General features: G+C 47.1%; 10 protein-coding genes and 4 pseudogenes. 6 read left to right on the forward strand and 8 right to left on the reverse strand.

Translation table 11 applies throughout. The features are described from left to right. Positions 1-83 precede the first annotated feature (83 nt). The 3 genes from BT_RS05465 to BT_RS05475 are packed head-to-tail and all read left to right on the forward strand — an operon-like array spanning position 84 to position 4,565. Entirely contained in the window at positions 84-2,072 is a 1,989-nt protein-coding gene (locus tag BT_RS05465) for an OPT family oligopeptide transporter (RefSeq protein ID WP_008763503.1), read from the forward strand. A 1-nt stretch (position 2,073) separates the two neighbouring features. After that, the gene (locus BT_RS05470; protein ID WP_011107614.1) at positions 2,074-3,621 is read left to right on the forward strand and encodes an N-acetylmuramoyl-L-alanine amidase-like domain-containing protein; all 1,548 of its coding nucleotides are present in this window, start codon (positions 2,074-2,076) and stop codon (positions 3,619-3,621) included. A gap of 11 nt (positions 3,622-3,632) precedes the next feature. Further along, positions 3,633-4,565 (forward strand): PorV/PorQ family protein, encoded by a 933-nt coding sequence (locus BT_RS05475; protein ID WP_008765856.1) that lies wholly within the window; start codon positions 3,633-3,635, stop codon positions 4,563-4,565. A 58-nt stretch (positions 4,566-4,623) separates the two neighbouring features. Here BT_RS05475 and lipB read toward each other — a convergent pair whose 3' ends face one another. Continuing rightward, a complete protein-coding gene (lipB, locus tag BT_RS05480; protein ID WP_008765857.1) occupies positions 4,624-5,307 on the reverse strand; it encodes a lipoyl(octanoyl) transferase LipB in 684 nt (227 codons plus the stop codon). A gap of 89 nt (positions 5,308-5,396) precedes the next feature. On the opposite strand from lipB, the gene BT_RS05485 reads away from it, so the two are divergent. Then, positions 5,397-6,233, forward strand: coding sequence for a helix-turn-helix domain-containing protein (locus BT_RS05485; RefSeq protein ID WP_008765858.1), 837 nt, complete (start codon positions 5,397-5,399; stop codon positions 6,231-6,233). A gap of 297 nt (positions 6,234-6,530) precedes the next feature. Here BT_RS05485 and BT_RS05490 read toward each other — a convergent pair whose 3' ends face one another. The 7 genes and pseudogenes from BT_RS05490 to BT_RS05520 form a co-directional block, all read right to left on the reverse strand. Beyond that, positions 6,531-8,747 carry a heavy metal translocating P-type ATPase gene (locus tag BT_RS05490; protein WP_008765859.1) on the reverse strand — a complete coding sequence of 739 codons (2,217 nt, stop codon included), beginning with the start codon at positions 8,745-8,747 and terminating at the stop codon, positions 6,531-6,533. A gap of 63 nt (positions 8,748-8,810) precedes the next feature. Continuing rightward, positions 8,811-9,170 (reverse strand): heavy-metal-associated domain-containing protein, encoded by a 360-nt coding sequence (locus tag BT_RS05495; protein WP_008765860.1) that lies wholly within the window; start codon positions 9,168-9,170, stop codon positions 8,811-8,813. A gap of 23 nt (positions 9,171-9,193) precedes the next feature. Beyond that, a pseudogene (locus tag BT_RS05500) lies at positions 9,194-10,420 on the reverse strand (TonB-dependent receptor plug domain-containing protein); the annotation flags it as partial. Between the two features lie 818 nt (positions 10,421-11,238). Further along, entirely contained in the window at positions 11,239-11,550 is a 312-nt protein-coding gene (locus tag BT_RS05505; protein ID WP_004295270.1) for a helix-turn-helix domain-containing protein, read from the reverse strand. Positions 11,551-11,558: 8 nt separating this feature from the next. Next, positions 11,559-12,023: an IS5 family transposase gene (locus tag BT_RS24975; protein ID WP_005650024.1), complete on the reverse strand. Its 465-nt coding sequence runs from the start codon at positions 12,021-12,023 to the stop codon at positions 11,559-11,561. Further along, entirely contained in the window at positions 11,977-12,348 is a 372-nt protein-coding gene (locus BT_RS05515; RefSeq protein WP_005641938.1) for a helix-turn-helix domain-containing protein, read from the reverse strand. Before BT_RS05515 ends, BT_RS24975 begins: the two co-directional genes overlap by 47 nt. A gap of 224 nt (positions 12,349-12,572) precedes the next feature. Next, positions 12,573-12,889, reverse strand: a pseudogene (locus BT_RS05520) (helix-turn-helix domain-containing protein). A 73-nt stretch (positions 12,890-12,962) separates the two neighbouring features. Here BT_RS05520 and BT_RS05525 point away from each other — a divergent pair. Then, a pseudogene (locus tag BT_RS05525) lies at positions 12,963-13,139 on the forward strand (Ppx/GppA family phosphatase); the annotation flags it as partial. Positions 13,140-13,267: 128 nt separating this feature from the next. Next, positions 13,268-13,396: pseudogene (locus BT_RS05530) on the forward strand (transposase); the annotation flags it as partial. Positions 13,397-13,432 lie beyond the last annotated feature (36 nt).

Consider the following 13,432-nt stretch of genomic DNA (forward strand, 5'->3'; position numbering starts at 1 on the left):
ATAACGTAAAGGAGAATCTTTCGATTCTCCTTTTTTTTTGTTTACTTTGAAGTCCATTAAGCATAAACTACTAAAAATATAATATGAAACAAGAAGAAGACAAATTCACCGGACTACCCGAGAACGCGTTCAGAGAGTTAAAAGCAGGAGAAGTGTACAATCCCCTGATGAGTCCTTCCAAAAATTATCCGGAAGTAAACTTCTGGTCAGTAACATGGGGTATCGCCATGGCCATCCTTTTCTCGGCAGCCGCCGCCTATCTGGGGCTGAAAGTGGGACAAGTATTCGAAGCCGCTATTCCGATAGCCATCATTGCCGTAGGAGTCTCCGGTGCAGCCAAAAGAAAAAATGCGTTAGGAGAAAATGTAATTATCCAGTCTATCGGAGCGTGTTCCGGTGTAATCGTTGCCGGAGCCATCTTTACCCTCCCCGCCCTTTATATCCTTCAAGTCAAATATCCTGAGATGACAGTCAGCTTTATGCAGGTATTTATCAGCTCGCTGCTGGGTGGTGTACTGGGTATCCTGTTTCTGATTCCTTTCCGCAAATATTTCGTCAGCGATATGCACGGCAAATATCCTTTCCCCGAAGCAACCGCTACTACACAGGTGCTGGTGTCCGGAGAAAAGAGCGGCAGCCAGGCCAAACCGCTGTTGATGGCGGGAATGATCGGTGGATTGTATGACTTCATCGTGGCCACTTTCGGCTGGTGGAACGAGAACTTCACCACCCGCGTATGCGGAGCCGGAGAAATGCTGGCTGAGAAAGCGAAACTGGTATTCAAAGTAAATACGGGAGCTGCCGTACTCGGTCTGGGCTATATCGTCGGACTGAAATATGCTTCCATCATCTGTGCCGGATCACTGGCAGTATGGTGGATCATCATTCCGGGAATGTCCGCCATCTGGGGAGACAGCGTGCTGAACGCATGGAACCCCGAAATCACTTCTACGGTAGGCATGATGAGCCCCGAAGAAATCTTCAAGTATTACGCCAAGAGCATCGGTATCGGCGGTATTGCCATGGCGGGTGTCATCGGTATCATCCGTTCGTGGGGAATCATCAAGAGTGCCGTCGGACTGGCTGCCAAAGAAATGGGCGGTAAAGGCAATGTAGAAAAGAATATCGTGCGTACACAGCGTGACCTTTCGATGAAAATCATCGCTATCGGCTCTATCCTTACGCTGATTCTGATCGTGCTGTTCTTCTACTTCGATATCATGCAGGGAAATATCGTCCATACGCTGGTAGCGATTGCGCTGGTAGCAGGCATTTCCTTCCTGTTCACGACGGTAGCTGCCAATGCGATTGCCATTGTAGGCACCAATCCGGTATCGGGAATGACATTGATGACACTGATTCTGGCTTCCGTAGTGATGGTAGCTGTCGGACTGAAAGGTCCTTCGGGCATGGTGGCCGCACTTGTGATGGGTGGTGTAGTATGTACGGCACTGTCTATGGCGGGCGGTTTCATCACCGACTTGAAAATCGGTTACTGGCTGGGTAGTACGCCCGCCAAACAGGAAACATGGAAATTCTTGGGAACCATCGTTTCTGCTGCCACGGTAGGCGGTGTAATGATTATACTGAACAAGACATACGGCTTCACCAGCGGCGCACTGGCTGCACCACAAGCCAATGCGATGGCGGCCGTTATCGAACCGCTGATGAGCGGCGTAGGCGCCCCCTGGTTGCTGTATGGCATCGGTGCAATCCTTGCTATCGTGCTGACATTCTTCAAGATTCCCGCACTGGCCTTTGCGCTGGGTATGTTTATTCCGTTGGAGCTGAATGTGCCGCTGGTAGTAGGCGGTGCCGTCAACTGGTATGTGACAAGCCGCAGCAAGGATACGGCACTCAATACGGAAAGAGGTGAAAAAGGAACATTGCTGGCATCCGGTTTCATTGCCGGAGGCGCATTGATGGGAGTAGTGAGCGCGGCAATGCGTTTCGGCGGTATCAATCTGGTCAACGAAGCCTGGCTGAACAATACCTGGTCGGAAGTGTTAGCATTAGGAGCTTACGCTTTATTGATCCTCTACTTTATCAAGGCTTCCATGAAAGTAAAATAAGATGAGGAAACTGTTATCTGTTATAGTATCACTTATGACTGCAATGGCATTTGCACAACAGCCCGTCGAGCTACCTTTGTGGCCCGACGGTGCTCCCAACTCCAACGGACTGACCGGCGGGGAAAAGGAAGTGTCGCCCCACAGACTCAGCAATGTCACCGCCCCCACCATAACCGTTTATCGTGCACCACAACCAAACGGAATGGCTGTCATCATGTGTCCCGGAGGTGGCTACAGCCGCCTCGCCATGGATCATGAAGGGCACGATATGGCATCCTGGTTCTGCGGACAGGGCATCACTTACGTTGTATTAAAGTACCGGATGCCGAACGGTCATTGCGAAGTCCCTTTGTCGGATGCGGAAAGAGCAATTCGCATCGTACGCGAGCATGCTGGAGAATGGAATATCCATCCCCGCAAAATAGGAATCATGGGAGCATCCGCCGGAGGACATCTCGCCTCTACCCTTGCCACCCATTACAGTGCGGCATCGCGTCCCGACTTTCAGATTCTGCTTTATCCGGTGGTCACCATGACGCAAAGTACTCATGGCGGTTCGAGAAAAGAGCTTCTGGGCGGAAATCCGACCGCAGAACAAGAGGTACTCTTCTCCAACGAACTGCAAGTGACATCCGATACTCCGCAAGCCTTTATCGTCCTGTCTTCTGATGACGGTGCCGTGCCTCCTTCCAACGGAGTGAACTATTATCTCGCTTTACAGAAAAACAATGTTCCCGCATCGCTTCATGTCTACCCTACCGGCGGACATGGCTGGGGATTCCGGGACAACTTCAAGTATAAGCAACAATGGACACAGGAACTCGAAAAGTGGTTGCGTGAGGGTGTCGTATTTCCGAAGGAGACAGCACCGATGTTGAGAATCGGAAAGACGTACCTTGGAACAAAGTATGTAGCCAACACACTGGATCAGGGAACGGAAGAAAAGTTAGTCATCCTGCCCCAAACGGTAGATTGCCTTACTTTCGTCGAATATACGCTGGCTCAGGCGATGGGGTCTTCTTTTGCCGATAATCTGCAAAAGATACGTTATCGGGACGGTGTGATCGACGGATACACTTCGCGGTTGCACTATACCTCCGACTGGATTGAGAACGGTGTCCGCCAAGGATTTCTGGAAGACGTTACTGCACAAAACAGTACGCAGACCACCAAACTGTCTCTCTCTTATATGTCCACCCATCCCCAAAAGTACAGGCAACTGGCGGATTCGCCGGAGAACGTGAAACGGATGGCCGAGCATGAAAAGGCATTGTCCGGGAAAAAGGTACACTGGCTACCTAAAGGAAAACTCCCCGACGCAGGACTTCCGTGGATCATGGACGGTGATATCATCGCCATCACCACGAATCTTCCGGGACTGGATGTAGCTCATGTAGGGATGGCCGAATATATAAACGGAAAGTTGCATTTGCTTCACGCCTCTTCTACGCTTGGCAAGGTTGTTGTCAGCGAAGAGCCTCTCAGCCAAATGCTTCGCAATAATAAATCATGGAGCGGCATACGTGTCGTCCGGATGTCTCACCCTTAAAACAAATGATTATGAAACGAGTAAAACATTTACTTCTCGCGTCGTGTCTGTTGCCTACTTTTTTGGGGGCACAGGGAGTGGCAAGCGCCTCTTTTCTGGAGATTACTCCGGATGCCCAATCGGCAGGTATGGCCGGCACAGGACTGGCTATCACTGACAATGGAAGCACGGCTATCTTTCATAACGCTTCCACCATCGCTTTCTCGCAGGATGTAATGGGTGCCAGCTACTCATACGCTGACATAAATAAAGACTTTGGAATGCATAGCGCATCCCTTTTCTACCGCATCGGACGGGAAGGGAAGCACGGATTTAGCGTAGGATTCCGTCACTACAAGGATGCCGATTTTCATTGGCAGGACGGTGCGGAAGATCATGCCCGCGCATGGAACGTAGAAGCCGCATACTTCAGAAATGTAGCCAAAAACCTGTCCCTTTCATTAACACTCAGATATCTGCAGGCAAAAGCCTATAAGGATGCGGACAGCAAAGGGTCAGTCTCCGTGGACCTCGGTGCCAGCTATCATCGCAGCATGGGTATTCTGGACGAAATGGCTTCATGGACTATCGGATTTCAAGCCGCCAACCTGGGCAGCAAGCTGGACGGACAGAAACTGCCTGCCCGACTGGGACTGGGTGGTGCCATCGACCTGCCGTTCAGTATGGACAACCGCTTGCAGGTGGCTCTTGACTTCAATTACCTGCTCCCGTCCGAGTACCGCCATCTTCAAGCCGGCATCGGAGCGGAATATAATTTCCTGAAATATGGAATTATCCGCGGAGGATACCACTTCGGGGATAACGACAAAGGAACAGGCAATTACGGTACACTGGGCTGCGGAATCAACTTCTGGCCGATTCGCGCGGATTTCTCTTATGCACTGGCTGATAAAGACTGTTTCATGCATAAGACATGGCAGCTCGGCATTGGAATCGTTTTCTAGGCTTTTCCTTCGGGCAGTCCGCTAAGTTTTATCATTGAGCAGAGTCTGCCGGGTTCTTTCATTGAGCAATCTGCTGTTTTTTTTCGTTCAGCAGTCTGCCAAGCTCGCATTCAAGGCGTTGCTTCACTTCGTCCATAGGCACTTCGTGCTTCAGTTCCTGACGAAGAGAAGTGACGCCTTTATCTATAAAGCCACAAGGATGAATATAGCTGAAATAGCGTAAATCCGTATTCACATTCAAGGCCAGTCCGTGCATGGTGACGTAGTGGCTGCTCCTCACCCCGATCGCACAAATCTTACGGGCACGGGGCGTACTCCCCTCCAGCCAGACACCTGTTGCCTTTTCAAGCCGTCCCGCTTCAATGCCATAGGAGGCACAGACACGTATCACAGCCTCTTCGAGCAGGTGCACATATTCCTTCAACCCCAAATGAAACTCTTCCAGATTCAAGATCGGATAACAGACTAGCTGTCCGGGACCGTGATACGTGATATCCCCTCCCCGATCTATATGGAAAAGGGTAGCCTGAATGGCTTTCAGCTGATCGTCATTCAACAGCATATTATTTTCTTTTCCGCTACGTCCCAAAGTATAGACGTGCGGATGTTCGCACATAATAATACGGTTTTCATACGCTTCTCCCTGCGCTTTTGCGCGGACAAGAGTATCAAACCATTCCGTCTGCCGCTGCCATGCCTCGGCGTACGGAATCAAATTCCAGTCTACTAACACAGTTTTCATGAGGACAAAAGTAAGAAATAAAAAGAAAAATCGTACATTTGTAGATCGAATATAACAAGCACTCTAAACCAAAGATAACAAACACTCTTATGAAAATGGAAGTTCCACAAGTAGATTTGCCACTGGAGGTGTTGGCATGGACTAAAGTAACTGAAGATATTCTGAACATCTACAAGCAATCGTGCCGGCTGCAGGCGTGTATTTTCGCCATCTGTACGGAAGGAACCATGAAAGTCTCCATCAATCTGTTGGAATACGAGGTTCACCCGAATGATCTGATTACATTACTTCCCGGAACAATCATACAGTTCCGTGAGAAAGCGGAAAAGGTAAGTCTTTGTTTTGCCGGATTCTCCGCGAAATGTATCGGACATATCAACTTGCTGACCACCATCGGGAACGCTTATCCCAAGCTGATAGAACAGCCGATCATCCCTCTTTCCGAGAATATCGCCGACTATCTGAAGGAATATTTTGCCTTGTTGTCTCATGCCAGTTGTGACGAGTCTTTCAAGATGGACTCCAAATTGGCGGACTTGTCACTCCAGACTATTCTGACAAGTATCCAACTGATGTACCGGAATTATTCGGGAAACAATCATTCGAACCGTAAGAAGGAGATTTGCCGGAAGTTGATTCAACTGATCACTGAACACTACAAAGATCAGCGTTGTGCACAGTTCTATGCCGATCAACTGGGAATCTCTCTGCAACATCTGAGCACCACCGTAAAACAAGTGACGGGGAAAAGTGTATTGGATACTATTGCTTATATTGTCATTATCGACGCCAAAGCGCAGCTAAAGGGGACGGATATGACTATTCAGGAGATAGCTTATTCGCTGAATTTCCCGAATCCCTCTTTCTTCTGCAAGTTCTTCAGACGGCATGTAGGGATGTCGCCGCTGGAATTTAGAAATAGTTGAGTCCGTTACTTCTAAAATCAATGGATCAGTCGGAAATACCGTTTTTGATTCCAGATATACAGATTTGAGCCAACTATCCGCATGGATTCCCCTCTTTCTCGAAGGAGGGGTGACCGTAGGGCGGGGTGGTAGGTAAAACAAGGTTATCTCTAATTTATTGTGAATGAAAGAATTGCGTATTCACCTACCACCTCCCCCTACGGGTACTCCTCCTTTCCGAAGGAGGAGAATGAAGATACTACCGACTTTTTAGCCAGCCCCATAAATCCATAAAAGAACATTAAGCAGGCTCTCTTCTTAAATCTTCCTTCTTCCCAAACTCAACGAATTGAGCACTACACTCACACTGGAGAATGCCATGGCGGCACTTGCCAGCATCGGATTCAGCAACAATCCGTTTATAGGGAACAATACTCCGGCAGCGATAGGAATACCGATCAGATTGTAGATGAATGCCCAGAAAAGGTTCTGATGAATCAGTCGTACAGTCTGCCTGGATAGTTCGAAGGCTTTGGGAAGTAACAGCAAGTCGGATGTCATCAGCGTTACCATAGCGACATCCATAGCAATATCCGTACCCTTTCCCATAGCAATGCTGACGTCAGCCAATGCAAGTGCCTGCGAGTCATTGATACCATCGCCCACCATTGCCACTTTCTTTCCCTGCATTTGCAGTTCACGCACAAATTCGGCTTTGTCGTCCGGCAAGGCATCTGCCACAAACCGCTCGATACCCAGACGGGAAGAGACTGCCAGAGCCGTCCGCTGACCGTCACCGGTAAGCATACAGATATCGATGCCCTGACGTTTCAGTTCTTTCACTGCTTCGGCAGAAGTAGCCTTGATCGGGTCGGAAACGGCAATGATAGCCAAAAGTTCATTCTCACGTCCGAAGTATATGATTCCGTTTCCGTCTGATTCGTAGTGTACCAGCATATCCGCCATGACATCGCTCACTGTAGCGCTGAAATCTTTCAGAAGTTTATGGCTGCCCACCCAGTAAGTCTTGCCTTGATAAGACACCTTTATACCTTTGCCTGTGATGCTCTCAAAACTGCTCAAAGGAGCGGGAGTTATCTTTTCCTCGTCTTGAAGTACGGCGACAATCGCGCCTGCCAACGGGTGTTCCGATTTCAGTTCGGCAGCCAGAAGTACATCTTTGAAGTGTTCTTCCTGCGGCTGTGCCCACAACCATCCGGTAGCGGTAGGATGTCCTTCGGTCAAAGTACCGGTTTTATCCAGTACCACCACATCTACTTTACGCATCTGCTCCAGAGCGACGGCGTCTTTTATCAGAATATGCTGTCCGGCAGCTTTACCGATTCCTACCATCAGCGCAGTAGGTGTAGCAAGTCCCAAAGCACAGGGACAGGCTATGACCAGAACGGATACGGCAGAAAGAATACCATAAGAAATATACTCACTGCCACCGATAGCCACCCACAGCACAAACGTCAGAATGGCAATTCCCAACACGACAGGAACGAAGATGCCTGTAATACGGTCGACGATGCGCTGCACAGGAGCTTTGCTGCCTTGTGCTTCCTGCACCATGTGAATGATGCGTGCCAGCACAGTATCGCTTCCCACCTGAGAAGCACGAATGATGAAGGAACCGCGCTGATTGATTGTTCCGGCAAGGACCTTATCGCCCTTTTTCTTCTCTACCGGAATCGGCTCACCGCTAATCATACTTTCATCCACATACGAATCGCCCTCCGAAAGCTGGCCATCCACGGGAATCTGTTCGCCGGGACGGACTACCACCATATCGCCTACCTGCAACAGGTCTATTTGTATCTCTTCCTCTACCCCACCACGCAATACACGTGCCACTTTGGGCTGCATTCCCATCAGTTTGCGAATGGCATCCGAGGTATTTCCTTTGGCGCGTTCCTCCATCATCTTTCCGGTCAGAACGAAGGCAATGATCACTGCGGAAGCTTCGTAATAGACGTGCGGTTCCAGTCCGCGATCTGTCCAGAACTGCGGAAAGAAGGTGTTGAACAAACTGAAAAGGAAGGCTATCGAGGTACTCAACGCAACCAGCGTATCCATATTGCTACGACCGATCTTCGCCTGTTTCCATGCCCCCGTGAAGAAACTTCCTCCGAAGAGCACCATTACCGGAATAGCAAGCAACATTTGTATCTCGTTAGAGTATGGCATATGCATTAATAACATTGAAAAGATAAGCAACGGCACTACAAATATCCACGCACCGATCACTTTCCGTTTCAGACGAAGGTAGCGCTTATGCTGTTCTTCTTCCCGACGTTCTTCTTTATTCGCTTCTTCTACTATCAGATCATAACCGGCAGCAAGTACCGCTGCACGGATTTCTCCGGGGGTGAGCTTGTCGTCCTCATAAGAAATCGTCAATGTATTTGAAGCAAAGTTGACGGAAGCATCAACGACTCCCGGCAACTTTTTCACTGTCTTTTCTACATTGTTAGCGCATCCCGCACAATGCATATTAAGCACGGGAAACGCTTTTTTTGCTATATTACCCATATAATCCTTTACTCTTTAATTAATTAGTATTTATAAAACAAGCAAATACGGGTATTTGTTCGATTACTTCTTATCGGCCTTCTTATCCTCTTTCTTAGATTCTTGTTTGCCATCTTTCTTGCCGTCCTGCTTGGTTTCCTTCACAAACTCGGCCTCATAATTGAACTTTTTGAATCCTGCCTGCAACTTCTTCACATCTGTCTTTTCGGCATCGTAGGTGATGGACACGGTTTTGTTCTTCAGTTCGGTGGAAAGTTCCTTCACGCCTTTCTCGAAGCGCATGTTATTTTTCACTTTCTTCTCGCAGTTCTCGCAGTGCATCTGAGAGACTTTGAATATGACTACACGGATATCCTTTGCCAACACGGCTGCTACGCTCAAAAGAGCCACCACGCAAGTGGCCATCCATCTTTTTGTTCTCATTTTTCTTATTCGTTTAATGGTTATTATTCATTTCTTGCCAGATTGAAACGTATTCCGATATAGGCTTTTGCCCCGTGCACAGGTCCCCATATCATCGTTGAGTCGAAGTTTCCTCCCCACGGGTTTGCTGCGTCAATGATCGGATTCTTCTGTTTGAAGTTTGTCAGGTTCTCCCCTCCTATGTAGACAGACCAGCGGCGGAAATAGCGGGTAATCTGGGCACTCAGTTGCTCGAAGCTGCCATAGCGGCGCTCCCAAGATAGCTGACCGTCTGCCAACTCGTAAGGGGAAGGCATTCTTCCTCCGCCATTGAGCTGGAGCGTAGCATCAAACTGCCATATTCCGAGTGGAGTCTGGTACGAAGCGGTCAGCAGTCCTTTGTATTTGCTGGTCAACGGTTTCTCCATCCGCTGACCTTTGTAGGTGGTCTGAGCATCCGTCAGACGGTAAGCTCCCGTCAAGGTAAATCCTTTAAAAAAAGGATAGCTTGCCTCTACTTGGAATACATGCGAATAGGAACGCCCGTCCAAATTGTAAAAGGCTACTTCGTGAGGATTACTGTCCATATCCACCACGACTTGCTTCAGGAAGTCTGTGTAATAATATTCGGCATTGATATTCAGCGTTTTGCCAAATACAGGTACGTAGGTGGATACACTGGCACCATAGTTCCATGCTTCTTCCATGTCCAGTCCTTTCGCTATTTCGACCTTTCGGCTACTGGAAAGCAGGTAGTTATTTTCTGCCAGTACATGATTCGTACGGTAACCTTTTCCGGCAGAGAGGCGGAAGTGTACGTACTCATTCGGATTGTATTTAAGATGTGCACGGGGAGTCACAAAGAAACCGTGCTCATTGCTATAGTCACCACGCAGACCTGCCATCAGCATCCACTGATCATTCAGATTCAGCGTGTATTGCGCATAGGCTCCGGGAACCGCTTCTTTGGCAAAAGCCTTGATGAGCGGCAATTCCGTTTGATTCTCCAACCGATAATGCTGGTCATAAGCGTCATAGTTGAAACTCAGCCCCGCCGAGAAACTGTTCTGCTTATTAAACTCTGTTTCAAACATCAAAGAGGCATACACATTTGTCTGGTCTACATTGTATAGTTTTCGTCCGTACATGGCATCCTGATTGTGCCAACTGGCAGAAAGAATCAGTGCCAGATTCGTATTCTTCTCCTTATTAAATATATAAGCATTCTTGGTGAAAAATTCGTAACGTTCGGTATCGATTCCTACTTTAAATTCTTATCAATTTGATGGATTAATTTGAAAGACAAACGCTTATGGAAGTTCTGAAAAGTCTAAGGTAACGATTTGGAGATTGTGCTAATTTCAGTACTTTACAGTCTCATACTTATGAACAACTTTTATAGGACAAAGATACTATTTTTTTTGAATAAGAGAATAATTTCACAGGAAAAATAGAAATTTTATGGGGAAGTGTTCTGATAGCATGTCGTTGTAGATTGTAGGGAGGGGATGTAAAACGGCAGGCACATAGAATTTCCGATATTCAGAAAGCCGTATTCCCAAAATAGAGATTATTTTTGAAAGAATCACATAATCCGCTAAGAATAAAAGTTTATGCGGATCATCAAAAAACGAGGTAACGAGTTGGCAACCGTTCTGGTTTCTACATACTTGCATCAATTGCGTTGATGTGCAACTCACTTTATGTAAAGGTACGATTTTTTACGGAACATGCAAAACACCTTTGATTTTTCTTTTTTAGCAACCGTCAAAAACAATCTTTCGGTTTCATATCCCGGTCACAAAGGCGGTACAGTCTCTTTATGGAAAGTAAACAAAGGTCAGGCAGGATTGAAACAGACTGTTACGAGAACAGTCAGAAAAGGATTGCATACAGGAATTACAGTCTGATACCGGGCAGGGGACGACTTTGTGCCAAAGTCCAAAAAGAGGTTCTTTTTCCAGACGGCAAACTCCCTCACCTCTAAAAAACAGTCTGTGGCTGGCGCACGCAAACGTCCAGCCTTTATGCGGACAGTCTTAATGCCCGCAGCCTGTACAAGTGCGTAAAAAACAGGTAAATGGAATCTTCATCCGCTTCCCCGCGCCTTGCCGACACTCCTATATTCCCGTTCCAACACCTGCTCGATCTCGCTCCTCTTGTACAAGACCTTGCCACCAAGTACATAGTAAGGCAGCGTGCCGTTGCTCCGATACTCGCCCAATGTCCTGCGGCTGACTTTCAGCATACACGCCACCTCACTGTCGCACAGGTACACGTCTTCTTTTGGCGGAACCGCGCCATCTCCGAAAATGCCGTCAATCATCGCCGACAGCCGGTCGATACGCTCGTGGATGGACTGCATCCACGCATCGTCTTTCGTTTTCAATTCATTAAACATTATATAGATTAATTTGTTATATGACTCATTTTGTGACTGATTCTGAAGTTGTGTAATCCACAAGCAATAAGAATCACCATATCTTCGAAACCGAATTTATGGCATCTGAATCGTTCTTTGACAATACGGCATTTTTTCATACCACCTATGGCATGCTCCACTTTAATCCTAACTCCGGAAATCCGCTTGTTCTCTTGTTTTTCAACACAAGTAAGCTCTTTCCCTTTAGGTTTCTTTTTGGGCATGCATATTTCAACTCCATCCGGTTTGTGTCCGATGAAACCTGTATCCTGCCAGAGCCTAATACCTTTGGGAAGTAGAAGAGGTTCTTCATCACAAATCTTTTTGTCATGGACATGACCTTTGTATGTGGAGCTCAACCATACAATCCGAAGATTGTTAGTACATAACAGGTTATTCTTTATGCTATGAGTTTTTTTTACCACTATAGCATGCAGACTGCCAGTCTTCATCCAAAGGACGCTGAATAGGTCGCTCGGTTCCGTCCAACAAGACTTCTTCGCACCCTTGAAGAATGTGTATCAGACGTTTGGAGTTACGGTCAGGCAATTCACCAAGCGTTTTCAATGTACGCCGGAGAATCTCAGAAAGAAGGTGAATCCATCTATTGGCCTGGGGCTGGGTCATCTCAAACTGAATAGCATGGAGTTCCTGAAGGGGATTGGTCTTCAGATATACCAATATGAAGAACATTTTGTCCTGAATCAGAGACAACACTGTTGTAAGATATACGTTGGCGCACTTTACCTTCCAAGGTAAAATGGCTGTAATATTCATCCCAATGGTACTTGAAAGTTATTAGCAAAGCGTCAAACTCAGCAGGAGTTAATCCTGTCGCAGCAAGCACTTGGCTATGACGGTGGCGAATCTTGTCGTAATACATCAATTGAACTTTTTAGATCACAAAGATAAATCAAAGAACGCTTTAATCAATTATTCGATATAAACTCTATTATACATACTGCTCATTTGTCTTTTGTTGATACTTCAGTTCAATTCCTTCAAATGGTGTGCCCCCTGTAGCGTGCATCCTTGCGTCTGTCCTCCACTTTCGTGACGATACGCTCCACGTCTTCCGGCAGGTAATAGGTACGGTTGCCTATCTTGGTATAGGCGAGCGTGCCGTTATCCCGCAAGGTCTGCAAGGTGCGCTTGCTGATTTTCAGCTTCAGGCAGACATCCTGGTGGTCGAGCCAGCCAGCCGTCCTCTTCACGCCTTTCAAATCCAGATGGGGATTCCCTCCACCCTATGTATGAACCGTTCGATTTTCATGGCAAATTCCTCGAACGCCTTCCTTTCAAAACATACGGTTTCCATAACAATCCGATTTTATGTTGATACTTCAAATTCATACCATCCGGAGAAACGGTCACTCGTGGTGCCGGTATAACAGCGCATGGAAGAATTTAATCTGAAAACTGACCGTGCAGATGTTATTGTTCCCGCCGCTGAGATATTTCTGATAATTGCAGGTATTGTCAAAGCTGAGTATATCCATGTTCCGGTCATTGGCTTAGCAGATGGTATTATTGACAATTTGTATGCCATATACCTGAAAACGGAATAAAAGGAATTGTGCATAGCTGTTTTAACTAGGGGATATTCAGTAAATCCTATAAAATTAGCCAACTAATTCATACTAAAAGTATTGCGAATTAGTTGGCTTTTTGTATCTTTAGGTATTTCCCCTAAAATTTTGAAGAACGATTGACAAATGCTTCAGCGGAGTCGTTCAATGCTAAAATCAAAGCTCTTCGAAGCCAGTTTAGAGGGGTGGCTGATCTGAAATTCTTCATGTTCAGACTGGCTAGGCTATACGCTTAAAGGAAAGCTTGCCAACCGGAAAAATCCGCTGCCCCT

Origin of the sequence: Bacteroides thetaiotaomicron VPI-5482, from assembly GCF_000011065.1 — a bacterium.
Taxonomy (GTDB): Bacteria; Bacteroidota; Bacteroidia; order Bacteroidales; family Bacteroidaceae; genus Bacteroides; species Bacteroides thetaiotaomicron.

Coding starts and splice junctions, on each gene's coding strand:
- BT_RS05465 (WP_008763503.1), top strand. CDS start 84: ATGAAACAAGAAGAAGACAAATTCACCGGACTACCCGAGAACGCGTTC.
- BT_RS05470 (WP_011107614.1), top strand. CDS start 2,074: ATGAGGAAACTGTTATCTGTTATAGTATCACTTATGACTGCAATGGCA.
- BT_RS05475 (WP_008765856.1), top strand. CDS start 3,633: ATGAAACGAGTAAAACATTTACTTCTCGCGTCGTGTCTGTTGCCTACT.
- lipB (WP_008765857.1), bottom strand. CDS start 5,307: ATGAAAACTGTGTTAGTAGACTGGAATTTGATTCCGTACGCCGAGGCA.
- BT_RS05485 (WP_008765858.1), top strand. CDS start 5,397: ATGAAAATGGAAGTTCCACAAGTAGATTTGCCACTGGAGGTGTTGGCA.
- BT_RS05490 (WP_008765859.1), bottom strand. CDS start 8,747: ATGGGTAATATAGCAAAAAAAGCGTTTCCCGTGCTTAATATGCATTGT.
- BT_RS05495 (WP_008765860.1), bottom strand. CDS start 9,170: ATGAGAACAAAAAGATGGATGGCCACTTGCGTGGTGGCTCTTTTGAGC.
- BT_RS05505 (WP_004295270.1), bottom strand. CDS start 11,550: ATGTTTAATGAATTGAAAACGAAAGACGATGCGTGGATGCAGTCCATC.
- BT_RS24975 (WP_005650024.1), bottom strand. CDS start 12,023: ATGAAGACTGGCAGTCTGCATGCTATAGTGGTAAAAAAAACTCATAGC.
- BT_RS05515 (WP_005641938.1), bottom strand. CDS start 12,348: ATGAATATTACAGCCATTTTACCTTGGAAGGTAAAGTGCGCCAACGTA.